Genomic DNA, 23,438 nt, shown 5'->3' on the forward strand with positions numbered 1-23,438 from the left:
GACATCCATCCTCACGCTGATTTTTCGTTAAGTTCTATTATATCTTATCGCTGCCACTGCCCGGCCAACTTTTATTTTTGGTTCGCCTGAACGACCTTCTCGACTTCAGCAGTCATTTCCTTCTGGACATCCTCAAAGCTGCGCTCGTCCAGCATGAAGCTGGCGAAGCCGTTCTCGACGATCTTCTTAAGCTCGCTTCCATAAGGAACACTGAAGCTGTCTGGCATCTTGTTGCGTGGATCGAACAAAGTCTTCGCCAGGGAGTCGATATCGATCAGATTCGTGTTTTTGCTAAAGAAGGTATTAAGTAGTGCAGTGCCGTCCACGTCCTTGATGTTCGGTATATCCTGCGTATATTTATAGGCCTCCATCGTCATCCAACGCATAAAATCAAAAGCTGCTTCTTTGTTTTGCGACTTGGCGCCCATGGCAAGACCGCCGCTGGAAATATTGGTCATACCCACGTCCTTAGCGTTCACCGAGCGCGGAAGCGGTGCGTAGACCATTTGGAAGCTGTGCGGGAACTTCTCCAGGTTCAGACCAGCCCGAACTGCGTAACTCGGAACAGCCAGCATGCTTGCGTTACCGGCAAAAAACTGCTGAAGCACATGATAATTAGCGGCCAATACGTCGGCATAAGGTTCAACGCTCTTGTCTTCCTTCTCCATGACACGGCGCAGATTAAAGAAATAATTGAAAGAAGGGTCGTCAAAAATCGGCTTCAGATCGTCGCTTAGCTGCGGATTGGAGCGCTCGGTATAAGCTACGATATTCGGATATTCACCCCACGTATGGAAATAGGTTCCGTAATGGTCTTTAGTGGTCAGCTTCTTGGCATAGGTACGGAAGTCATCCCAAGTCCAGCCCATCTCAGGCAGCTCCAGCCCCGCTTCTTCAAGGTGTTCGCGGTTGAAGACCGTGAACCACTGCGTGACGCTGTTCATCAGACCGTAGATCTTCTGATCCATCTTCAGCACTTTAAAGTACTCATCCTCCGCCTTAATGCCTTCAGCCTCCAAAAAGCTGTCAAGCGGTTCTACCACGCCGCGCGACGCGCGTTCCATAAGCGTCTCCTCGTTGCCCGTCATAAAGACGTCCACGACTTCGCCGCCCGCGATCAGCACATCAAGCTTGCTCAAAAATTCTACGCTGTCGCTATTCTGTACGAGCGACACGTATTCAACCTCTACCTTGTCTTGCGATTTGTTGTACTCCTGAACCGCTTGGTAGGTCGGTTCCTCCGGTTTGTTGGCCTTAAATGTATAAAACTTGATCTTGGACTTCGCTGACGGCTCCACCGACTCAGTCGCCGCTGTTGACGTACCTGGAGAAGCGGATGGGCTGGCAGACTGTTCGCTGCCGTTATTTCCTCCGCATGCTGCGAGCGGTACGATAATCATCAAACTGATAAGCAAGGCTAATGCTCTCTTCAAGTTGAATCCCCCTATTTAGATGATCACTGCAGGCTCATTATATAATGGCTAGATTCGGAATACCGTGTATCGTATTGCCATTAATGCGTGGATATTTTTGACTTCATGCACGGGCCTCACTTGAACACGAGTGTACAGCAGGGAGCAGCCCTTCATCCTTCCCTCGTCAGCCCTTAACACCGCCGATGGCAATTCCGTTAATAACCTTTTTCTGCAGCAGCAGGAATAGTATCAGCAGAGGAACGATCGCCGATAAGGATGCCATCATCATGACCGATATGCGGGTACCGAACTCCTCCTTGAAGAATTGCATCCCAAGCGGGATCGTGAACAGGTCGTTCGAATATAGGAAGATAAGAGGACCTTGGTAGTCGTTCCATGTCCAGATAAACTTGATGATGCCCACGGTCGCCAGAATAGGCTGGCTTAGCGGAAGGACAACACTCCAGAAGACACGAAAGAATCCAGCGCCGTCTAATTCAGCGGCCTCGAGCATATCGCTATGGATGCCAAGCATGAACTGACGCAGCAGAAACGTAAAGTAGCTGGAGAAGAGTCCGAGCAAGATAAGTGAGGTATGTGTGTCGTACAGCCCCATCTCTTTAATCATAATATAGCGCGGAACGAGGGTCGCCTGCTCGGGAATCATCATAAAGGCCATCATCAAGCTAAAAAGCAAGCCTTTTCCCTTAAAATTCAGCTTGGCGAGCGCATACCCAGCCATCGAACAGACCAGAATCGTGCCGATTGTAGACAGAATACTAATTTTCAATGAATTCATATAAAACAGGCTGAAAGACACATCCCCCATCCAGACCGCCTTGAAGTTCTGGACAAAGTTCCATTGGTCCGGAATCCATTGAATCGGAAACGTCCAAACGTCCAGTTCCGTCTTGGAGGCGGCTGACAGCATCCAGAACAGCGGTAATAGAAAAAATATGGAGAGCGCTGCAAAGAGCAGCGTTAACAATAGGTTGCTTACTTGTACTTTTTTCATCACAGCGGGCCTCCATTAAGTCTCAATAGGTCAAGCATGAACCTTCTTGCTTTGCGACATCCAGGTAATCGAGGTGACGAGGAGAATGAGCAGGAACAGCATCCATGACATCGCCGAAGCATAACCCATTCTGAAATTCTTGAAGCCTTCCTCGTAAATTTGATACACGATGACCGTACTGGAGTGAACGGGACCGCCATTGGTTAGGAACTTAATCATGTCGAACACTTTGAAGGAAGAGATCGTGCTCGTTATTGCCAAGAAGAAGGTTGTAGGCGCTAGCAGCGGCAGGGTGATCAGTCTAAACTGCTGGGTGCCGTCCGCTCCGTCTATTCTCGCGGCCTCGTACAGCTCATCCGGTATATTCATCATGCCCGCCAAGAAGATAATGATCTGATACCCGATTAGCTGCCAAATATAGATAATCATGATCGCAATCAGCGAGAAGCTCGTATCGACAAGCCAGCGCGGTGGATCGGACAGACCAAGCTGCACAAGAAACTGGTTCAGCGGTCCCTTCGACGGGTGATACAGTGCCGACCAGACGGCTGCGACCGCGACAGTGGAACAAATATAAGGTACGAAAAATGCAACTTTAAAATAGCTCTTGGCATATAGCTTCTTATGAATCAGCGCCGCCATAATAACGCCCAGCAGCATCGTTATCGGTACTGTACCGAGCGCGAACAGCAAATTATTTTTCAGGGCACGAAGGAATAAATGATCTCGAAACAGCTCAATAAAATTGTCTAACCCAATATAGTTAATGGCAGACAGACCGCCGACGAGATTCCATTCCGTTAGGCTCAGGAACAGGCTGAATCCGAGTGGAAACACCGCCAGCAACAGCATGCCGAGCGCCTCGGGAGCAATGAAAAGCCAGCCGGCAAGCGTCTCACGCCGCTTGCGGTTCCAATAGGCTTTTGGGGGTACGGATGCCGCTTTTCGAAGTTCGGCTTGTTCGTTTATCATTGGATACTCCCTTCCTATCGTTAAATACAAGCAAAAGCAATCGTGGTAGCACTTCGAAACAGCTCTTGTTTCTGTTTAAGCTATAGAAGATGGAGCTGTCTCAGCTGGATATGCTGGCAGATAAGCACCTTCTTCGCGCAAACGGTCTCTCAGGACATGTACGTCAACCTTATGAACATCCCCTTGATTGCCCGAAGCCGCCAGCGCTGCTGCGATGCCTGCTGCCTCGCCCATCGCCAGGCATACCGGCATAACACGCACACTGCCAAGCACCTTGCGCTCGCAAGAGATCGAACGACCGGCTACGAGCACGTTGCGCAGTCCGCGCGGTGTGAGGCAACGGTAGGGAATGCCGTGCGACTCGCCCGGACCGTAAAGTTCGATGCTAGGCGTATTGCCACTCTTCTGTTCTTTCTCCGTACCGTGGACGTCGATGAAATAGCTATTGCGGCAAATCTCATCCTCAAAGCTTCTGCGCTCGACGTAATCTTCTACCGTAAGAATATAGTCGCCGGTAATGCGGCGTGATTCGCGCGTTCCCATCAATGTCCCCGTACTCATAATGTAGGCGTTGCTAAAGCCAGCCGGATGCTCAGCAGCCAGCATATCCCGGTAAGCGGCAGCCATGCGACGCCCCTGAATCAGCGCACGGGACACCGATTGCGAATCCGTGTTATCAACACCCCAGAGATGGCCGGCGTTGAAACCGACCGCGCGCGGCGCGACGAGATTGTTGCACAAATGGGTATCCGGAATCAATGGATAATTCCCCGATTTGACGACTTCGTGAATTGGGCTTAGCGGATTGCCGGCGTAGAGCATTTGCCCGTTCAAATAAGCATACTCGTCCACGTTGCCAAGAATGAAGCAATGTGTGGCAGGCTGAAGTTCGCCCGTCACCTCGTCTCCCTTGTGGTACTCGGCGCCTGCCCAGGCCGCGACATCACCATCACCTGTGCAATCGATATAAACCGCCGCGAGGAATGCCTGCAATCCGCTCTTGTTGAGCACGACCAGTGCCGTGATATTGCCTTCGTCATCCGTCTCCACTTGCGCTAGCGAGGTCAGGAATAGCACATCAGCGCCGGCCTCTGTGACGAGATCGTCATACACAACTTTGAGCTTCTCGGGATCGATTGGAACCCAGTCCATCGCATCCGTCCTGACATGAGGCATCTGAGCCTTCAAGGTTTCGAAGACGCGAGCGGCAAGACCGCGGTAGACCATCTTCTCCTTATCAGAGAATGGGCACCATGCTGGGACAAGGCCGGAAGTTCCCATGCCGCCAAGGCTGCCCGTGCCTTCGATTAACAACGTGCGCGCACCTTCCCGAGCAGCGGCTGCCGCTGCTGTGCATCCTGCCGGGCCACCGCCGACGACGATGACGTCGTAGGATTCATCCAGCAAAATTTCTCTTTGTTTCATTAAATAAGTCTCCATGTATACCATCCTCTTTTCGGTCCGCGTATCCCTGTTCCCATGAATCGCACCGTAGTGTTTCTTGCTTCATATTTATTGTAGCAACCGGCTTCCTACATGACGGTATAGGTTTCATACGCGTTTTCGTGCATTATTTTGACCTCGCCTAGGGGGGACAAGAATTACGGACAGATACATGCTGACACAACAAAAAAACCAGACCATAGCGCTGGCTGGCTTCTTTCTCTTCGTTTAAGTTCTATTTTTTAACAGAATCAAACAAATATTTATACGAATGCGCTTGGCTAATGAATAGGCTGCTCTTTGTTTTTCCATACTAAGGAAAAGTGAAGCTATGCATCGAAGGGAGCCTGCTCCATGAATAAGTCTTCCAAACGGCAAGGGAAACCGCGCCGCCAACCCGTCTTCCCTATACTCGCGGAGCGGTTCCTCCCCTACTTGTTGAAAATGAAAAATTGGCTGCGATGGGGCGCTGCTACCATTATAATATTTTTGCTGGTGATGGCAGGTACGCTCATCTACCTGCGTACACAATCGCTGCCTGTAGCCGCCATTAGCCAAACCTCGCAAATGGTCGATTTGCAAGGCAACGTCATTGATACGTTCCATGCAGGAGAAAACCGTCGTTCGGTACAGCTCTCAGACATTTCCCATCATGTCATCGAAGCCACCATCGCTATTGAAGATCGACGCTTTTATGATCATCGCGGATTTGATATGAAGGGTATGGCACGCGCCGTTATGGTAAATGTTCAAAGCTTCTCGGCACGCCAAGGAGCAAGTACGCTCACGCAGCAGCTCGCACGCAATCTTTATCTGACACATGAGCGAACCTGGCAGCGCAAGATCAAGGAAGCCATGTATACCGTTCAGCTCGAGATGCGCTATTCCAAAGACGAGATTCTTGGCATGTACCTCAATCAAATTTATTACGGTCATGGCTCCTATGGTATTGAAGCCGCAGCCATGATGTATTTCAACAAACATGCTTCCGAGCTTTCCTTGGCTGAAAGCGCCATGCTGGCCGGCATTCCGAAGGGACCTAAATATTATTCCCCTTATTTGAATATGAAAAATGCAAAGGACCGCCAGCTAACGATTTTGCAAGCTATGCTGGAGGGCGGCTCCATCACGGCTGAGCAGGCGGATGCGGCTTATGCAGAGGTTCTTCATTTTCAATCGCTGGGTTCCGGTGAACAAGAGGGCTTCGCCCCTTATTTCCGGGATTATATTCGTTATGTCGCCGTGGACAAGCTTGGCATAAATGAGCAGTTGCTGAATGAGGGCGGCATCACCATCTATACCACGCTTGATCCTACTGCCCAGTCGAAAGCGGAAGAGGTGCTTGCCGAAGGCATCCCCGAGAGTTCAGAGCAGCAGGCGGCGCTAATCGCCATTGATCCTCGCAATGGGTATATTAAAGCGATGGTGGGCGGCAGAGATTACAAGAAGAACCAGTATAACCGCGTATTTGCCAAGACGCGCCAGCCTGGCTCATCCTTTAAGCCGATCTTGTACCTGACGGCTCTGCAAAGTGGCTTCATGACGCCAGTATCCCGCTTTAAGAGCGAGCCTACCGTATTTACTTACGATGAAGGACGCAAAAACTATGAACCGCATAATTACGGAGATAAATACTTAAATGAGCTGATTGGCATGCGCCAAGCGATAGCGAGCTCAGACAATATTTATGCCGTGAACACCATCATGACCGTCGGTGCGGACAAAGTTATTGAGACAGCCAAGAAGCTTGGCATAGATAGCCCCATGAAGCCGGTTCCGTCTCTTGCGCTTGGCACCTTCCCGATCAGCCCATTTGAGATGGCATCGGCGTTCGGTACGTTTGCAAACGGAGGTATCCATGTCGAGCCCATTGCGATCTTGCGGATCGAAGACCGCAAAGGTCAAATATTATATGAAGCGGAACGAAAATCCGAACAATCGTTAACCTCAGCTGAGGCTTATGTGATGACCAGTTTAATGGAGAGTGTATTTGAGGAAGGCGGCACCGCATTCCGAGTATCTTCTATTATTAAGCGCCCGGTCGCCGGTAAAACGGGTACAACGCCAACGGATGCTTGGTTGGTCGGTTACACGCCCGAGCTTGCGACAGCCGTATGGGTAGGCTATGACAAGGACCGAAAACTTACCGTCGCAGAAGCTTACCGCGCCGCACCGATCTTCGCCAAATTTATAGAGGGCGCGCTAGCTGCGGTTCCACCAAAGATGTTTCCAATTCCTGAAGGTGTGGTAAATGTATATATCGATCCGACAAGCGGCAAGCTTGCTGAAGGCAGCTGTCCGAACAGAAAGCTGGAATCCTTCCTTGCCGGAACCGAGCCAACCGAAGTTTGCGGCGAGCCTGCGTCCGCAGAAGATAGCGGTGAGACCAAAGACGGAGCCAAAGCAGCGGGACGACGCTCCTGGTGGAGTGACTTGAAGCGTTGGTGGACAGACTAACAGGACGACTCATCGCCGTCGGTCGATATTAGATTGTAGACATCGGATAGCCATTCGCAAAGGCCTTCGCACAATTTTGTCCGATTTATGATCAAAAAGTGAATTTTCTTTGAACAAAAGCTTGAAGTTGTGGTATAGTAAACATAAGAAAACACTTACAACTGACCGGGAGTGTTCAATATGACAACGAAAACAGCAACAATTAGCCAAGTTCAACCTTTAAAATCAGATGTCAAGCGTCTTGTCAAGGCAATGACCGCTATCGCTTGGGTCGTCCTTGCGATCGGCGTTCTGCTCAGTCTAGTTAATTTAAGCCATTTCAGCGATCAAAATGTCGGCCTTATGGTTGGCATCGGGTTCCTAATCGGCAGCGTTCATATTTATGTCATCGGCACAGCGATCGGGCTTGTCCACGCACGCCGTGTTCAAGATCAGCTGTCAAACGATCAAAGTGACCTTTAGACTTTAAACAGCAATTTCATTTTCAGAAGCAAATAGACAGCCCTAAATGGTCATTGACCTGGACGGGGCTGTCTATTTTCTTATGCGGCTGTCGCTGTCCTTTGACGGCGCGGCGCATTTCATTCCGTGAAGCATAGAGAATGTATAGCCTAAGGATAGCTTCCTATATTTGAAGTGTAGACAAGCCCTTCCCTTCCTTGTAGTGAAGCAAATTCATTATCAATGGGTAACTATTAGAAGAAGAATCCAAAAATTGAAGTTCCTAAATGTAACAGTTGTCTAAGCCGTGAACTTTCTATTACAGAAAAAAGACGAATTCTTGACGTAATTGTTAACCCCGCAGTTATTCGTCGAAGTATCTGCTATTGTAGTCGTAAGCAGTAATATTTGAGGAGTTGAACTGATGATGAGACCGTATCTTCGTATGCTGACACCCGTTCTTATTATGCTAATGGCCGTTATGCTTTCCGGCTGCGGCGAGCAATTCATTGTGCTCGATCCGAAAGGGCCAATCGGCGAGTCTCAGAAAGATTTGATTTATTTTTCAACCATTTTATGTGCGGTTATCATCGTGCCTGTACTCATCATGACAGCAGTCATTGTCTGGCGATACCGCGATAAAAAAGGCAGCACGGCTTCCTATAAACCCAACTGGGAGCATAGCACGAAGCTAGAGATTACTTGGTGGAGCATTCCGATTGTTGCGATTCTGATCCTGGCAATCGTCACTGTTAAATACACGTATGCACTTGAGCCCTCCAAGCCGATTGAGTCGGCTAAGGCGCCGATTACAATCCAAGTAACTTCGCTCGACTGGAAATGGCTGTTCAAATATCCTGATGAGGATATCGCGACGGTCAACTACATTAAGATTCCGGAAGATGTGCCTGTGAAGTTCCAATTAACATCCGATACAGCTATGAACTCTTTCTGGGTTCCGCAACTCGGCGGTCAAATCTACTCCATGTCAGGAATGGCCATGACCTTGTACCTGCAAGCAGATGAGCAAGGCAGCTATTACGGCTCTGGCGCAAACTTTACCGGTAAAGATTTTGCGAAAATGACCTTTAAGGTCGATGCAACCTCTGAGGAAGAATACAAAGCATGGGTTGCAGAGGTCAAAGCAACGTCTCCTGCGCTCACCATGGAAGGCTTTGAGCAGTTGACTGAGCCGGGCACGTCTGACGTGCAATTGTTCTCCAGCTTCCCAGAAGGATTATTCAATAAAATCGTAACGCAATATGTGAACGGCGACGGCGGCGCTCATCAGAATCATGGCGGCGGTACAACTGAGCCGGCAGCAGCTACTGATGGAGAAGCGACTCCTGCGGATACGACTGAGTCACATGATCACACGGCCAGCATTACGAACTCTAATGCTCATAACCATGCGGGTCATTAGCCCATTAACAAGCGAAGGCTTTTGAAGCGAGTTTGTTCCACAAACTTTTAGGAGGACCCCTCATGTTAGACAAAATTAAAGAATTCGCATCCGAATTTTTCGTTACTGGCGATCCGCTTATTTTAGGGGCTCAGGTATCCATCGGGTTGTCGATGGTCGCGATTATATTCGTGCTCACCTTTTTCAAGAAATGGCGTTGGCTTTGGACCGAATGGCTGACTAGCGTCGATCACAAAAAAATCGGCATCATGTATATTATCGCTTCTATTCTTATGCTATTCCGCGGTGGCGTCGATGCGCTGCTCATGCGGGTACAGCTCGCCGCTCCGGAGCTTGAATTTCTAGTCCCGGAACACTATAACCAGATATTTACCACGCATGGCGTAATTATGATCTTGTTCATGGCCATGCCGCTTATGTTCGGACTATTCAATATCGTCGTTCCGCTGCAAATCGGCGCGCGCGACGTTGCCTTCCCCTTCCTGAACTCCCTTAGCTTCTGGATGTTCTTCTTCGGGGCCATGCTGTTTAACGTTTCATTTATTATTGGTGGTTCTCCCGATGCAGGTTGGCTGGCTTATCCGCCGCTCTCCGAGCTATCAGGCAGTCCGGGCCTTGGGCAGGACTTCTATATTTGGGGAATTCAAATTTCCGGTATCGGCTCCTTGGCAACAGGGATCAACTTTGTCGTTACGATTCTAAAAATGCGTGCACCAGGCATGAAGCTGATGCAAATGCCGATGTTCGTTTGGTCGGTACTATCGTCATGTATCACGATTATGTTCGCATTTCCTATTTTGACCGTTACTTTGTTCCTGTTATTCATTGACCGCTATCTGGGCGCGCATTTCTTTACGCTCGACGGCGGCGGTAATCCGATGATGTATATAAACCTCATCTGGATGTGGGGACATCCCGAGGTCTATATCGTTATTTTGCCCGCGTTCGGGATATTCTCCGAGGTCGTATCCGCGTTCTCGAAGAAAAAACTGTTCGGTTACAAGTCGATGGTATTCGCCCTTATGTCCATCAGCTTCTTCTCATTCTTTACTTGGGCGCATCACTTCTTCACGATGGGCTCCGGCGCCAACGTCAATGCATTCTTCGCCTTAACGACGATGCTTATTGCGATACCGACCGGGGTCAAGGTGTTCAACTGGCTCTTTACCATGTATCGAGGCCGGATCAAGTTTACGACGCCGATGATGTGGACGATCGCGTTCATCCCATGCTTTGTCGTCGGAGGCATGACCGGGGTGCTCCTGTCGGTTGCGCCTGCTGACTTCCAGTTCCATAACAGTTACTTCCTGATTGCGCATTTCCATCAGGTACTGATCGGCGGCGTTGTGTTCGGTTATTTCGCTGGCCTTTACTACTGGTGGCCAAAAATGTTCGGCTTCCGCTTGCATGAAGGCCTTGGCAAATGGGCATTCTGGTTCTGGAACATTGGTTTCTACGTCTGCTTCATGCCGCAATACGCACTTGGCCTAATGGGTATGACGCGCCGCTTCAACGCCTACGACTTCGATATGGGCTGGCAGCCGCTTAACGTCGTATCGACGGTCGGTGCATTCTTGATGGGTATCGCGTTTATTTTCCAAGTGTGGCAAATCGCGCACAGCATCAAGTTCTACAAGAAAGAAAAAGACGGCGATGCATGGGATGGCCGTACGCTAGAATGGTCGATTCCATCGCCAGCACCACTATACAATTTCGCGCGCTTGCCGCAAGTGACAAGCCAGGACGAGTGGTGGGAAGAGAAACAACGCATTGCAAACGGCCAGCCTGCCAAGCCTTTGGTACCGCTTGAGCCGATTCATATGCCGAAAAACTCCGGTATCCCGTTCATTATGTCGCTCTGCTGGTTTACCGCAGGCTTTGGCTTCGTATGGGATTGGCTGTGGATGGCCATTCCGGGTCTGATCGGCGTAGCCATATGTATGCTTGTTCGTTCTTTCTCCTACGATACCGACTATTACATTCCCGTGGATGAGATTGAACGTACGGAAGCCGCTTTAAGGGGGACAAAATAATGGCACATGCAGTTTCTACCCCGGCAGGGGCGCATGGCGGACACGGAGCCGGTCACGGCGGCGGTCACCATGATGACCATCATGATCAAGAATCATTAAAAACATTTGGCTTCTGGCTATTTCTTATAACAGACGTTATTTTATTCGGTACGTTATTTGCAACCTATGTCGTTCTCCGTCTCAACACAGACGGAGGGCCGACAGGTGCAGAGCTGTTAGAGATGAACGGTATTATTATTTCGACCTTCATCCTGCTTACGAGCAGCTTCACGAGCGGTATCGCCGTTCTTGAAATGAACAAGGGCAACAAGCGCGGACTTATTCTGTGGCTCGCCATAACGGCTGTGCTTGGCGCATCCTTCGTTTTTCTTGAAGTTAATGAGTTCATGCACTTGGTACATGAAGGCGCAAATATCGGAACCAGCGCATACTGGTCAGCCTTCTTCGTACTCGTCGGCACACACGGACTTCACGTTTCCGTTGGTCTTGTCTGGATGGTCGCATTGATCCTGCAGCTTAGCCGCCGAGGCATCACGCCTGTGACGAAGCGCAAAGTCAGCATCATCAGCTTGTACTGGCATTTCTTGGACGTCGTATGGATTTTTGTATTCTCAATCGTTTACTTGATGGGGGTGATGTAGGATGGAAAATCATAACGCGAATGCGCATAACGCACACGGCGGATCGATGAAGTCCTACGTCATCGGCTTCCTCTTCTCCATCATCCTGACAATCATTCCACTTGTTGTCGTCATGAATGATATGCTAAGCAAGACGGCTACAACTGTGCTCATTCTTATTATGGCGATTCTGCAGTTCGCCGTTCAGCTTATCTTCTTCATGCATATCCGTGATGAAGAGAAGCCTCGCTTCAATCTTATGGCGCTTATATTCGGCCTCGTCATCTTGCTGACAATCGTCGCCGGATCCATCTGGATCATGACTTACAACGCTGTTGCTTCATAAGCAGCAGCCATAGCTTATGGCTTCAGCCTGCAACTTGAGGCAGAACCTTTAGTAGAGCAATCTACTAGGGTTCTGCCTCTTTTTTTCGGCTATGTTAACTCTCATGTTGATCATCCAGAATCTAGAAAAACGAACCGCTCTTTAGATAACGGGCTTCGAATTAGCCAAATTCCAATGCTTGGGCTTTGTTAGCTATAGCCAAACTCTACCTTCCAATTCCTTCCTACTGCATGTCATAATCAGGATATAGTTACAGTTCAAGGATAAAGAGGTGTCAACGATGTCAATTACAATTCGTTCGCTCCAGCTGCCGGATGACTACGAACAGCTAGCAGAGCTGCTCAATCAGGTATGGTCGGAGCCAACTACCGCGCAAAGCCTCCTTGAGGCTGACCAAAAGCTCTATGAAGTAGGACACACTTATATGGACGATAACGGCCTGCTCGCTGGTTATGACCGGGAACGTAAGGTTGCCGTGACTGCCCGAGGGGAAATCGCAGGTTATGCCTGGTCATGGAGAGCGCCTTGGACAGAGCCTGGATATCTCTGCAATACGCTCGTTGTGAAGGAGACTTACCGCACTCAGGGAATCGGACAGCTTTTGCTTCAGAAAATTGGACAGTGGGCTTTACAAATTGGAGCCTCCACTCTGATTACTGAAGCATGGGATGATCAGCCAGCGTCGGTTCGTTTTGCCAAAAACCGGGGATTTGTTACAGAAAGGCATGCTTTCCAATCCATGCTGCAACTGAATCATCTCTATGAGATTCCCGTTATGCCTGAGATTGGCAGCTTGCGTTTTCTAACGCTGGCAGATGCTCCTGGTGAGGAGAGCGAGCACAAGCTATACGAACTCTATAAGGAAACCTTGGTCGATATTCCAGGATTCCTCGGTGAGGTGCCTGAATTCTCCGAATGGCTCAAATGGTATTTGAGGGTGGATGGCTATGCCCCCGAGCGTGTCATCATAGCAGCAGACGGCGATTCCTATATCGGGGTAACGAATGTCCTGCATAATCAGCAAACCAATGGCATGTATCACGAATATACTGGCGTAAGCCCAGCCTATCGGGGCAAGAAAGTCGCATTAGCGCTTAAAATAAAAGCTATACAACTGGCGATAAGCCAACAAGCTGCGTATATTCGAACAGATAATGACTCAACCAACCAGCCCATCCTCAGCATCAATCGCAAGCTTGGTTATGTTCCGCTTCGCGGCTCTTATCGGCTGCTCGCCCCACTAGATCAAGTGATGAATTGCTTAAAGCCTCCCGCTCATCTATAAGTTTAATAACCCTTATAGCAGCTCTGTCACACTTTGCTAAGCAATCCATTCCGTACTTTTAGTACTAGATAAAGCCTTCAAAACCGCGTAGATGCGGTTTTGAAGGCTTTTATTTTTGTGAATTAATAGCCCTAGCCTCACCTCAAGAGCGTTCATACTTCCTCATTTTAGCTAACGGGCATACATTCAGTGAACTTTCAATTTCCATTAAGGTTAAGCTAACTTCCAACAATTAGACTGAATGAAGGATTTAAATCTGATCAACAAGGAGGAATAATCAACACATGATAGTTCATCGTCTACTTAAAAAATGTACCGTTTCCGCATTAGCGCTCATGATTGCAGCAGTCCCCTTCACATTCAGCACAGCAAGCAGCGGCTCTACCGCATGGGCCGCAGAACAAGGGGTAGCCCAGCCTTACGAATCCCTATTTGAGGGAGACCAAATTATTGATGTTAATGTGACGATTGGCGACGAGGATTGGAAGAGCATATTGGAGAGCCCTCTCGACAAAGAGTATAAAAACGTTACCGTTGAGGTAGACGGCAATGTGGTCAATAACGTCGGCTTCTCAACTAAGGGAAACCTGACACTCAAAGCTGTTGCAAGTATGACCGACTCCGATCGTTACAGCTTCCGATTGAAGTTTGATAAATACGATAAATCACAAACCTTGCTCGGTCTGGACAAAATGGTGCTAAACAACAGCTACGCCGACCCATCGTTCCTGCGCGAGTACCTGCATTATGAGGCTTTGCGCGCAATCGGACTTGACGCTCCACTGACGGTATTCACCAATCTCTATATTAACGGGGAATTGTACGGCTTTTATATAGGTGTAGAAGCTATTGATGATAGCTATATGGAAAGAAATTTCGGAGAGGACTATGAAGATGGCGTGCTCTACGATACGGATGAGAAAAGCTACCTCCAATATGCAGAGAACAGCGAATATGAATCCCTTACTTACGAATTAGGCACGGAGGATGAGAAAGCCTCGCTCAAAAAATTCATCAGCGTATTAAACGCTATGCCTGAAGGCGAGAAGGGCGACATTGAAAATGTCCTTGATGTAAGCACCGCCTTAAAATATATCGCGGCTAACGCCGTGCTAGGCAACTATGACAGCTATAACGGCGATAAGGGACATAACTTTATGCTGTACGGCGATGCGAGCGGCAAATATTCTGTACTGCCATGGGATTTTAATATGTCTTTTAACGGCTATTCTGGAGGTGGTCTAGGTACCTCTGCGGCAACAGGCAGCACAGTTAATACAAATGCAGCAACCGCATCCGTGGATGTGCCTGTGCTAGGCATTAACATGGAAAGTGTACCCTTGATCAATAACTTGCTGAAGGTTGATGAATATAAAGAGCAATACTTGACTTACGTCACCGAGCTCGTAGACTATTTGGAAGGCGTCGAAAACCGGATCACGGAGCTTTCTGATATCATTAGACCAAGTGTACAAGCCGATCCCACCAAGTTTTATACGATGGAACAGTTCGAATCGAATATCGCTTATTCCGCTGTTGAAGACAGCAATGAAGGAAGCATGGGCGGCAGCGCGCCTGCCGATGGCCAGGCTCCTCCAACATGGACGGAAGGCAACGGCCCTGCGCGTCCAGACGATGCTCAACAGCCTACTGAACCACCTAACGGTACAACGGCCCCTGGAGCAAATGGCGGCGGAGCAGGACAAGGACAGGGACAGGGCATGGGAAGCATGGCCGCTGGCTCATTAATGACGTTTGCGCTGAACAGGCTAAATAACCTGCAAACGCAGTTGGACCTGACGGTTACAGCTTTGCCGACTGATCAAGAGATTTCCGTCATACTCGACGGCACCAAAGTCAACTTCAGCCAACAAGAACCCTTGATCCGCAGTGGAAGGGTGCTGGTGCCCTTTAGAAGAATTTTCGAGGCTTTGGGGGCTGAGCTGAAATGGGACAATGCAGCCAAAACGATTACGGCGATCAAGGATGATCGCACCATTGTGCTGACCATCGGAAGCAGTACAGCTTACGTAAACGGAGTGGCGGTTACCCTAGAGGCCGCGCCAACGATCTTAAATGCAAGAACAGTCGTACCCGTTCGTTTTATTGCCGACAGCTTAAATAAGGAAACGAAATGGGATTCGGCTACTTCAACAGTAACGATCAACAGCGCTGCATAAGCAAATGATATGTAAAAGAGGCTTTCCTCAAATCAATCGTGGTTCGTTCCGATTGGTTGGGGAAAGCCTCTTTACTTAATATCGGGCTCTGAAATCTAGAAATCAGCAAAATTGACCTTGAGGCCTTTAGGCACGGACAGCGTCAACTGCATCTCTATCCGATCCGAGACGAAACCTCCATCTCTATAATCAGGCGAGCCAATCATCACATACATCGTAGAGCCTACGATTTCAGTTTTCATCATGCGATTATCCTGCCGCTCCAGCTTGTCCGGTGACCAATAACGAATTTGGCCGAGCAGCTGCAGCTCCTGCGTATCCGCTTCGGAAATCTTCACCTGTGAGAGCGAATGTACGATAATCTGCTCAATGCCAGCAGGCACCTTCACTGCCTTCGTCTCGATAAAAGCGGAACGCTGCGTCATCTTCAGTTCTCTTTGCAGCTCATCGTATAACCCCGTTGACATTAAGAAAGCAAGCCCAAGACTGGCCATACCTATGACCCCAACAAAGAAAACGCTTAGCCAATCGTAGCGCACAATCGCCTTTTCGCTTTTTGAAAACTTCAAATACAACAGCAGCTCTAGACCCAGCATGATGAAAACAATGGGTGCGACCCATAAAAGCACCTCGTAAGCATTAAAATCCTGCCAAAGCGATACCGCAAGCGCGGTGCCGATAAGAAGCAGCGTAATGCCCATCGATATGGAGCCCACACGCCAGGTCCTCACAACAAGCGGACGGTTATCTGCCATGCTAGTCATACTGGTATTGTTCAACGAGGCTCCTCCTCACGCTTCGCTAAGAGTGTTGGGGGCAATTCTGGAGGTTTGCCCCTTCTCTCTCCCACTGGCGATTGGCTTCCAAAGGCCAGCCGTAAACCGACAATAATCATAATAAAAGCGACAACCGCTGTTGGAATCATATATTTGACCTGCATGTACTGGGAGTAAAGCTCCCTGGAAAAATGCGAAGTGACCTCGGCCGCAACCCGGTCCAGCAAGTAATAAACTCCAAAACCAAGCAATCCAATGCCAAACCAGCGCTGATAGGGAACCAGCTGCGTCAATACAGGTTCATCGGTAAGCGTCTGATTCTCGTAACGGGAGGTCTGCTGCACCGCATCAAAAAAGGCAAAGCACCAAAACAGCGGCAGCAGAAAAAAGAACAGGGATAAGCGCATATTATCCAAAATGAAGATAGCCAGGAGAAAGCCGCCCATTAATTGCAGGCCTCTCTTCTGCAAGCCCAAATACAGATGGCCTGCGCCTGGGAATATGGATAAAGCGATAGCCAGTACCTTGCTTTTTTTCCCGGAGCCGATAAACGTTTCCATGTCCTCAAAGATAGCCCGGTCCTCAAGCCGCTCACCGCGCTGCTTGGCGTGGAGCTGACTGATCACATCAAACATGCTGTAGATCCAAATCACAGGCAGCACAAACAAAAAGACAAGCATCTCAGCACGATGAATGATCGCGCTCAAGAAGATAACAATCGCCATCCATCCAATAAAGGAAATGAGAATGGTAATGCCGCGCTGCATTAATCCAAGACTCATATGTCCAAGACCAGGTACAAGCGAGAACATAATCGTTCTTGTTTTTTCACGCTGATGCTCCATCTGCAAAGGCACAAAGCCTGGGCCAAAATGGTCTGGCGGCTGGTCGAATGGGTGATGCTGATTAGGATAGGAGTTCAAATTTTTCCCTAACAGCAAAGTAAAAACCATATCAACCATGTTGATAATACCCGAGATAGCTGCTACAAAGAGCAGGAAAAAGACAAGTCCATCCTCAACATAGCCACTAAATATCGATATTAATAGTAATAAGGCTATGGGACCAAAGAATGCCCCTCCGTACAAAATGGTACGGAACGGCCTTCCTATATAGGCGTGTCCTGCGCCTGGAATAAAGGAAAGCAGAAATGCCACTAAAGGGCTTTTATTCATCGTCGGTTCATTCCTCTCCGATTTTCATTTATTTAAAGCGGGACGCCTTCAGACCGTCCAGCCATGATCCGGTTTGATCAACAATTTTGTCCGACCACGATATCGAAGGCCTGCCAACTGTCGGCACTGGTACCGCTGCCTGCTCACTTTCAATCAAATCAAGCTGCGCCAGCTTCTGAGAGAAGGAAGCAAAGGTTCCGCTGGCAAGCAGCATCAGCGTAATAGAAGCTGCGATCGTATAGTGCGTAACCGGGTGCTGAAGCCACGAACGCAGGCGGGCAGGATTTTTCCGAGGCACCTGACCTGCTGCCTCCTCTTCACCTACTTGCTCAAGCAGCTCTTGCTCGCTTATAAGCTGTGCGACAACTCGTCTCTCCATCTGCGCAAAGTCAGGCTGCGAAGACAACAGCTCATTTTCGGCCGATTCCATCATACCAATAAACAATTGCAAGCATTCGTCACAAGCCGTCAGCTCCCGCTCCACTTGCTCCCGGTCAGCCTCAGGCAGCTGATCCTTCACGTAAGCAAGCATTTGGACCGGTGACACATGATCATTCCTCATTCAAAATCCTCCCTCCGCCAATGGCGCTTCATCCAGTTTCTAGCTCGGTAAAGCCTGGACTCCACGCTTTTGCGCTCCAGTCCCGTTTCAAGAGAAATCTGCTCATACGACTTGTCTTCCATATAATAAGCAACGACAACCTCGCGATAGTTATTCGGCATTTCATCCACCCGCTCGCGAATCTGCCGCCGATCTGCCTGCTCGATCGCAATCAGTTCAGCCGCTGGGTTAGCCGCAAATTCTTCCTGCAGCTTTTCCGACATCGCCTCACTATCAGCCAGCTCCTCTGGTCGCCGCGCTTTGCTTCGCTTGAAATCAATGGCTCGATTGACGGCTATGCGGTAGATCCACGTCTTCAGCCCTTCCAAACGGCAATCCGGAAGGGAGCGATAAATTTGCAGCAGCACTTCCTGAGTAATATCCTCCGCGTCATGCGGCGAACGCAGCACTGCGAAGACCGTTCTATATATATAAGGACCATAGGCCGTTACGAAAGGGCCATAATGCTCGGGCCCGCCCTTCTGTACCGCTCTGATCCAATCCTCTTCTTGAATGTCGCTCCCCTCCTTCCCAACCTAATAGACGTGTGCTCGTCCCTTTTCCCCTGCACCTATCCCAAAAATATTTTTCGCAAGCTCGAAACAACACCCAATCAACGCGCAAAACCCCATCATTCGTAAAAAGAATACGAACGATGAGGTTCTCATCTACTATTTTCTTTTCTATAGGCTCCTGCCGGAGTCAAATCCAAAGGCTACACGCTTAAGGCTTGCTTAAGCTCTTCAGGCGAGCGGTCCCACCACTCTAGGTTATGCTCAACCAACAGCTTTTGCAGAGCACCCTTCTCCACTTCGCCAAGCTCGCTCAGATTATAGCGTCTCTTCAGCGATTGGTCCAGCTTGTTCACGTGATCGGGTAGAATTTTCCACCCGCGGCGCGCTTCCGAATCAATCAGCATCTCGCACGCGGTCGCTCCTGCATAGAAAGAGCCTTCCTCGTTGCGGTCGACGGCTACCCATACGATCCAGCATTGGCGGCCGTTCGGCGTATCTTCTTTGTTCGGCGTAAATTTAATGCCGCGCTCCACCTTGCTCTTCGCATGCATCGCGCCTACATCGATATAAGCGACGCCGTCATCAATGATTACACAAGAAACGGCGCTCAAATCGATCGTACCCGCTCCAAAGCCTTTATGTTGTTTGCTGCTCACGACATTGAGCGACAGTGATTTCTTTTCCTTCTTTTCCGGCTGAGCCGGCTGTCCTTGTTCTTCCGTCATGCGTCTTCACACCTTCCCCATACAATAATTCCATTTTAGCTAATAATCCTTGAAAAGCAAACATATACATGCTTTAGATGCTTGTCAACGGGAGGGAAACGTTCAATGACTCCACGCTATTTCAAAAGATTTTTGCTCGTAATACTCGCAGTCGTCATGCTCGGATTGTCTGTGCGGTACGACTTCGGGACGGCTTGGCAATCCCAATATACTTATGCCTTCACCCCTGCCGCCAATGCCAAGCCAGTGTCTGCCCCTGCTCAAAATTCGGCCAAGCCACCCGTCGTACAAGAGCCGAACACGGTTATGACGCCAAAACCGCAAGAGCTCAGCAAACGCGTCGTTGAGTACCATATCAGTGTTCACCTGCTGGACGATGCGAAGCAATTAAACGGCGACCAGACCGTGACCTGGACAAATCCAGGCAAAAAAACAGTGTCCGAGCTGTATTTCCACCTCTATCCGAATGCCTTCCAATCGGACAAGACGACCTTTATGAAGGAATCCGGGGGAAAGCTTCGCCAAGACAAAGCAACCATTAACAGCCAGGGTTATATGAAGCTGCTGACGCTGGAGACGCTGAACGGCGAGAGCCTGCTGCCACGCCTGCAATACGTACAACCCGATGACGGCAATGCCGAAGACTTCAGCTTGGCGAAAATCCGCTTGCCGGAGCCTGTGGCCCCAGGGAAATCTGTCACGCTTCATATGGGCTATGAGGTGAAGCTTCCGGAAGTCTTTGCACGAATGGGCTATTCCGGGAATTTTGTCATGGCAGGCCAGTGGTTTCCCAAAATTGCAGTGTATGAAACCGCTGGCACGCGTGGTCGGGCAGCTGAAGGCTGGAACGTACATCAATATCATGGCAACTCAGAATTTTACAGCGATTTTGGCATTTACAGTGTACGGATCAAAGTGCCGGAAGCGTATACGGTTGCGGCCACCGGCTTCCAGACCAAAGAGATTGAAATGAAAGACCAGCTGAAGGTTTACCAATTTTATGCTGATGACGTGCATGACTTTGCATGGTCGGCATCGCCGGACTTTGTGTATGAAGAGACCGCCTACTCCGATACCGGCATTCCCGGCGTTCGCATAAAGCTTTATCTGGACCCCGCACACGCCGCCCTTAAGGACCGTTACATGCATGCTGCCAAATCAGCACTATCGAGCTATGCGAAATGGTACGGAGAATATCCATACAGTACGCTTTCTATCGTGGTGCCTCCAAAAGGGGCAAACGGTGCCGGAGGCATGGAATATCCTACACTCGTTACCGCATTCGCAGCCGAGAAAGATAATCCAGGCTATGACCTGGAACGGACGGTCGTTCATGAGATTGGACACCAATACTGGTACGGCATGGTTGCCTCCAATGAGTTCGAGGAAGCTTGGCTCGATGAGGGCTTCACCTCCTATGCGGAGGACAAAGTGATGGAGACCGCTTACGGGTTGGAAGCGAACCTTCGTACGGAAGCCAGTTACATGACTGACCCAGCACCGCTCAAGCAATCGTCCTGGACTTATGGCAGCCATTCGCAATATGCCGAGAATGTTTATATGCGGGCAAAGCTGGTACTCATTGGCATCGAAAATCAGGTTGGCTCCCGAACGATGCAGAAGATATTGCGCACCTACTTCCAAAAGTATAAGTTCAAGCATCCATCCAGCTCAGACTTCCAGCGCGTGGTAGAGCAAGTCACCAAGACCAAATGGCATGACTATTTCAGTCAGTATGTATATGACGACCAAATGGCCGATTTCTCCATTGAGTCGATCCATGTGCGCCCCGTCATGCAAGATGGAAACTCGCTCTATGAATCGGTCGTCCTTGTCAAGAAAAACGGCGGCAACAACGGCGAGATCAAAGTCGTCATGCAGTTCACCGACGGCAGCCAAGTAACCAAGCTTTGGAGTGCTGATGAGTCTCATATTCAATATACGCAGGTGCATACCGCTCCGCTTGAGTGGGCGGTCGTCGACCCGAATTACAGCAATGTACTCGACAATAAGCTCATTAACAACTATATGCAGGCGCAACTGCCTGAAGAAAAGCGGACAAGATGGAGCCTAGGTGTCGTCAAGCTGATCGAAGGGCTGCTCGGTTCGCTTAGCTGGTAAGTAATTGCGTTCAAGGAGCGATAAACCATGAAGATCTATTTGAAGCAAGGCTGGCGGCTAACGGTGAAGCATTTTTATCTGGTTATTTTATTATTTCTTTATCAGCTGCTTTGGGGCTTTTTTCTCTATCGTTTCATTGATTCGGTTGTAACGCCGCTGCTGCGCCGTTATCCTAGTGCCTATCCTTCCGACACGGCAGCTCAGTTATTCCTTACGGAAGCCCAGTTCCAGCTGTTCAAGACCGATCTCATTTCCCCTTATGTCTGGATGCTCGGCAGCCTCCTGCTCATCCGAATGCTGCTGACGCCCTTATTCAATGCCGGGCTCTTCTACTCGCTAAACCAAACAAGAGCCGACGAAGGAACACGGTTTTTGGAAGGGATCCGCAAAACTTGGAAGCCTGTGGTTCTACTATACTGGATGGAATCCGTTCTTTCCCTAGCTCCCGCTTGGTGGTTGCTCCCGCGCGCGCTCAATTCGCTTCTGGAGAGCAACTCCATTCCCGACCTATTGCAAAATGTACTGCCTGGGGCAGCCATATGGCTGGTGTGGGCCACGGTGCTTCACCTGTTATTTTTGGCCATGCAGCTGGGAGCAGCCTCGGGAGAAGGGATATTCCGCTCCTTATGGCACGCGCTTCGAAACTTCCTCGTATACGCCGCCATATCGCTCATTATGTGGGGGATTGGAGCTGCAGCGGGGCTTGTCGTCACTAGCTTATCCATGCTTTGGGCGGGCCTATTCGCGCTCATTCTCCATCAAGGGTATCACCTCGTTCGCACGTTGATGAAGGTATGGACGATTGCGACGCAATATGAGCTGCTGCAATCCAAATAAGTACGAGGCAGCAGCCCCCTCTCTCCCGCAGCTTGCTGGGGATAAGAGGGGTTTTTTATTTTCAAAGAACCGCAACTAAATGAAGGCATCTCTGTATAAATAATTGGTAGAAATTCATTAGTGGAGGAAACCTATACATGATGCGTAAAAAACTGATTATTATATCTATGGCCTTGCTCCTATCGGGCGGTTCATTAGTTGCAGCAGACAAATTATTTCAGAAAGTAACATTTGTATATAATAACAAGTCTTCCTCGGAAGAAGCTTTAATGGTTGATGATAAGGTATACATTAATATCCGTTCCCTCAGTGATTCCCTGCAAGCTTTTATTCAATGGAAGAACAGTGAGAAGAAACTCATCATTCAAAAACCGAATGTCCATATGTTTCTAATGAACGAGAAGCGCACAATGTTTGGCCAAGTGGATAAAGGCACCGTCCAGAAGTTTTTGGTGCAAGCGCAAATCGATAATTTAAATGTGGCCTTATCCGAGTTCAAGGTTACCCTTGTCGATCCAAATGACAAAGAAACGACGATCGATAGCCGCAGCCAATCCGATGACGACTTCAAGGAGTTCCTTGAGAAAGACACCTTTTGGTTCAGCTCAAAGGTTATTTCTTATGATTTTAAGTACGCCGGCAAATACAAGCTTCGATTCTATATGGAACAAAAGAACAGTGATCCGCAGCTTATTTCGGAGAAAATCATTACCGCTAAGTAAATCATGCTTAACCTGCAAGAGGCCGTTCTCATGAACGGTCCTTTTTTCGACCTCTATCTCATGCAAATAACCTCCGATAATGCCGGAGGTTATTTGCATGAGAGTTTTTTAATATTTGCTGCAAAAGGTTAACCTGCCGCCATTTATAGCCTTTAAGACGGGCCTGCGCGACAGGGCCGCAACAGGACAAATCGGTATATTTTACATCAAATCCACATAATTAATGAAATTGAGCCGTGAATTTTAGTCTGAAAGCACTACATACCTGTGTTTATATTACAGAAAAAACGATTAAACGAAGCAAATAGTCAAAAGGTTACATGAGAATTATTAGAA

20 protein-coding genes are annotated in these 23,438 nt (G+C 49.0%); 11 read left to right on the forward strand and 9 right to left on the reverse strand.

The window, feature by feature from the left end:
* Positions 1-71: 71 nt before the first annotated feature.
* From E0496_RS19880 to E0496_RS19895, 4 genes are all read right to left on the reverse strand, one after another.
* Positions 72-1,433: an ABC transporter substrate-binding protein gene (locus tag E0496_RS19880; RefSeq protein ID WP_141503587.1), complete on the reverse strand. Its 1,362-nt coding sequence runs from the start codon at positions 1,431-1,433 to the stop codon at positions 72-74.
* 166 nt (positions 1,434-1,599) lie between these two features.
* Entirely contained in the window at positions 1,600-2,430 is an 831-nt protein-coding gene (locus E0496_RS19885) for a carbohydrate ABC transporter permease (protein ID WP_141503588.1), read from the reverse strand.
* A gap of 30 nt (positions 2,431-2,460) precedes the next feature.
* The gene (locus tag E0496_RS19890; RefSeq protein WP_141503589.1) at positions 2,461-3,402 is read right to left on the reverse strand and encodes a carbohydrate ABC transporter permease; all 942 of its coding nucleotides are present in this window, start codon (positions 3,400-3,402) and stop codon (positions 2,461-2,463) included.
* A 75-nt stretch (positions 3,403-3,477) separates the two neighbouring features.
* Entirely contained in the window at positions 3,478-4,851 is a 1,374-nt protein-coding gene (locus E0496_RS19895) for an FAD-dependent oxidoreductase (protein WP_241674896.1), read from the reverse strand.
* 348 nt (positions 4,852-5,199) lie between these two features.
* Between E0496_RS19895 and E0496_RS19900 the strand changes: the two genes are divergently transcribed.
* The 8 genes from E0496_RS19900 to E0496_RS19935 all read left to right on the forward strand — a co-directional run bounded on the left by E0496_RS19900 (position 5,200) and on the right by E0496_RS19935 (position 15,630).
* Positions 5,200-7,302: a transglycosylase domain-containing protein gene (locus E0496_RS19900; protein WP_141503590.1), complete on the forward strand. Its 2,103-nt coding sequence runs from the start codon at positions 5,200-5,202 to the stop codon at positions 7,300-7,302.
* A 180-nt stretch (positions 7,303-7,482) separates the two neighbouring features.
* Positions 7,483-7,764, forward strand: coding sequence for a hypothetical protein (locus E0496_RS19905; RefSeq protein ID WP_141503591.1), 282 nt, complete (start codon positions 7,483-7,485; stop codon positions 7,762-7,764).
* Positions 7,765-8,170: 406 nt separating this feature from the next.
* A complete protein-coding gene (gene cyoA / locus E0496_RS19910; RefSeq protein ID WP_141503636.1) occupies positions 8,171-9,166 on the forward strand; it encodes a ubiquinol oxidase subunit II in 996 nt (331 codons plus the stop codon).
* Between the two features lie 62 nt (positions 9,167-9,228).
* A complete protein-coding gene (locus tag E0496_RS19915) occupies positions 9,229-11,199 on the forward strand; it encodes a cbb3-type cytochrome c oxidase subunit I (RefSeq protein ID WP_141503592.1) in 1,971 nt (656 codons plus the stop codon).
* Positions 11,199-11,840: a cytochrome o ubiquinol oxidase subunit III gene (gene cyoC / locus E0496_RS19920; RefSeq protein ID WP_139990681.1), complete on the forward strand. Its 642-nt coding sequence runs from the start codon at positions 11,199-11,201 to the stop codon at positions 11,838-11,840. The genes E0496_RS19915 and cyoC overlap by 1 nt, the downstream gene beginning before the upstream one ends.
* A gap of 1 nt (position 11,841) precedes the next feature.
* Positions 11,842-12,165, forward strand: a complete 324-nt coding sequence (cyoD, locus tag E0496_RS19925; RefSeq protein ID WP_141503593.1) for a cytochrome o ubiquinol oxidase subunit IV — start codon at positions 11,842-11,844, stop codon at positions 12,163-12,165.
* A 280-nt stretch (positions 12,166-12,445) separates the two neighbouring features.
* Positions 12,446-13,450, forward strand: coding sequence for a GNAT family N-acetyltransferase (locus E0496_RS19930; RefSeq protein ID WP_141503594.1), 1,005 nt, complete (start codon positions 12,446-12,448; stop codon positions 13,448-13,450).
* A 284-nt stretch (positions 13,451-13,734) separates the two neighbouring features.
* Complete coding sequence (locus tag E0496_RS19935; RefSeq protein WP_241674897.1) at positions 13,735-15,630, forward strand: CotH kinase family protein; 1,896 nt, start codon at positions 13,735-13,737, stop codon at positions 15,628-15,630.
* A gap of 95 nt (positions 15,631-15,725) precedes the next feature.
* Here E0496_RS19935 and E0496_RS19940 read toward each other — a convergent pair whose 3' ends face one another.
* The 5 genes from E0496_RS19940 to E0496_RS19960 all read right to left on the reverse strand — a co-directional run bounded on the left by E0496_RS19940 (position 15,726) and on the right by E0496_RS19960 (position 19,422).
* The gene (locus E0496_RS19940) at positions 15,726-16,409 is read right to left on the reverse strand and encodes a hypothetical protein (RefSeq protein WP_141503595.1); all 684 of its coding nucleotides are present in this window, start codon (positions 16,407-16,409) and stop codon (positions 15,726-15,728) included.
* Positions 16,406-17,581, reverse strand: a complete 1,176-nt coding sequence (locus tag E0496_RS19945) for a hypothetical protein (RefSeq protein WP_175598091.1) — start codon at positions 17,579-17,581, stop codon at positions 16,406-16,408. The genes E0496_RS19940 and E0496_RS19945 overlap by 4 nt, the downstream gene beginning before the upstream one ends.
* Before the next feature lie 28 nt (positions 17,582-17,609).
* Positions 17,610-18,143 (reverse strand): anti-sigma factor, encoded by a 534-nt coding sequence (locus tag E0496_RS19950; protein ID WP_141503596.1) that lies wholly within the window; start codon positions 18,141-18,143, stop codon positions 17,610-17,612.
* On the reverse strand, positions 18,140-18,697 hold the full coding sequence (locus tag E0496_RS19955; protein WP_141503597.1) for a sigma-70 family RNA polymerase sigma factor: 558 nt from the start codon (positions 18,695-18,697) through the stop codon (positions 18,140-18,142). The genes E0496_RS19950 and E0496_RS19955 overlap by 4 nt, the downstream gene beginning before the upstream one ends.
* Before the next feature lie 200 nt (positions 18,698-18,897).
* On the reverse strand, positions 18,898-19,422 hold the full coding sequence (locus tag E0496_RS19960; RefSeq protein ID WP_139990674.1) for a YwhD family protein: 525 nt from the start codon (positions 19,420-19,422) through the stop codon (positions 18,898-18,900).
* A gap of 105 nt (positions 19,423-19,527) precedes the next feature.
* Between E0496_RS19960 and E0496_RS19965 the strand changes: the two genes are divergently transcribed.
* The 3 genes from E0496_RS19965 to E0496_RS19975 all read left to right on the forward strand — a co-directional run bounded on the left by E0496_RS19965 (position 19,528) and on the right by E0496_RS19975 (position 23,102).
* On the forward strand, positions 19,528-21,543 hold the full coding sequence (locus E0496_RS19965; RefSeq protein ID WP_141503598.1) for a M1 family metallopeptidase: 2,016 nt from the start codon (positions 19,528-19,530) through the stop codon (positions 21,541-21,543).
* 27 nt (positions 21,544-21,570) lie between these two features.
* Positions 21,571-22,380 (forward strand): hypothetical protein, encoded by an 810-nt coding sequence (locus E0496_RS19970; protein ID WP_141503599.1) that lies wholly within the window; start codon positions 21,571-21,573, stop codon positions 22,378-22,380.
* Positions 22,381-22,517: 137 nt separating this feature from the next.
* Positions 22,518-23,102, forward strand: coding sequence for a copper amine oxidase (locus E0496_RS19975; RefSeq protein ID WP_141503600.1), 585 nt, complete (start codon positions 22,518-22,520; stop codon positions 23,100-23,102).
* The last annotated feature ends 336 nt before the right edge of the window (positions 23,103-23,438 follow it).

It is taken from the genome of Paenibacillus luteus (genome assembly GCF_006542765.1).
In the GTDB taxonomy this organism is placed as follows: Bacteria; Bacillota; Bacilli; order Paenibacillales; family Paenibacillaceae; genus Pristimantibacillus; species Pristimantibacillus luteus.

Coding starts and splice junctions, on each gene's coding strand:
- E0496_RS19885 (WP_141503588.1), bottom strand. CDS start 2,430: ATGAAAAAAGTACAAGTAAGCAACCTATTGTTAACGCTGCTCTTTGCA.
- E0496_RS19890 (WP_141503589.1), bottom strand. CDS start 3,402: ATGATAAACGAACAAGCCGAACTTCGAAAAGCGGCATCCGTACCCCCA.
- E0496_RS19895 (WP_241674896.1), bottom strand. CDS start 4,851: ATGGTATACATGGAGACTTATTTAATGAAACAAAGAGAAATTTTGCTG.
- E0496_RS19900 (WP_141503590.1), top strand. CDS start 5,200: ATGAATAAGTCTTCCAAACGGCAAGGGAAACCGCGCCGCCAACCCGTC.
- E0496_RS19905 (WP_141503591.1), top strand. CDS start 7,483: ATGACAACGAAAACAGCAACAATTAGCCAAGTTCAACCTTTAAAATCA.
- cyoA (WP_141503636.1), top strand. CDS start 8,171: ATGAGACCGTATCTTCGTATGCTGACACCCGTTCTTATTATGCTAATG.
- E0496_RS19915 (WP_141503592.1), top strand. CDS start 9,229: ATGTTAGACAAAATTAAAGAATTCGCATCCGAATTTTTCGTTACTGGC.
- cyoC (WP_139990681.1), top strand. CDS start 11,199: ATGGCACATGCAGTTTCTACCCCGGCAGGGGCGCATGGCGGACACGGA.
- cyoD (WP_141503593.1), top strand. CDS start 11,842: ATGGAAAATCATAACGCGAATGCGCATAACGCACACGGCGGATCGATG.
- E0496_RS19930 (WP_141503594.1), top strand. CDS start 12,446: ATGTCAATTACAATTCGTTCGCTCCAGCTGCCGGATGACTACGAACAG.
- E0496_RS19935 (WP_241674897.1), top strand. CDS start 13,735: ATGATAGTTCATCGTCTACTTAAAAAATGTACCGTTTCCGCATTAGCG.
- E0496_RS19945 (WP_175598091.1), bottom strand. CDS start 17,581: ATGAATAAAAGCCCTTTAGTGGCATTTCTGCTTTCCTTTATTCCAGGC.
- E0496_RS19950 (WP_141503596.1), bottom strand. CDS start 18,143: ATGAGGAATGATCATGTGTCACCGGTCCAAATGCTTGCTTACGTGAAG.
- E0496_RS19960 (WP_139990674.1), bottom strand. CDS start 19,422: ATGACGGAAGAACAAGGACAGCCGGCTCAGCCGGAAAAGAAGGAAAAG.
- E0496_RS19965 (WP_141503598.1), top strand. CDS start 19,528: ATGACTCCACGCTATTTCAAAAGATTTTTGCTCGTAATACTCGCAGTC.
- E0496_RS19970 (WP_141503599.1), top strand. CDS start 21,571: ATGAAGATCTATTTGAAGCAAGGCTGGCGGCTAACGGTGAAGCATTTT.
- E0496_RS19975 (WP_141503600.1), top strand. CDS start 22,518: ATGATGCGTAAAAAACTGATTATTATATCTATGGCCTTGCTCCTATCG.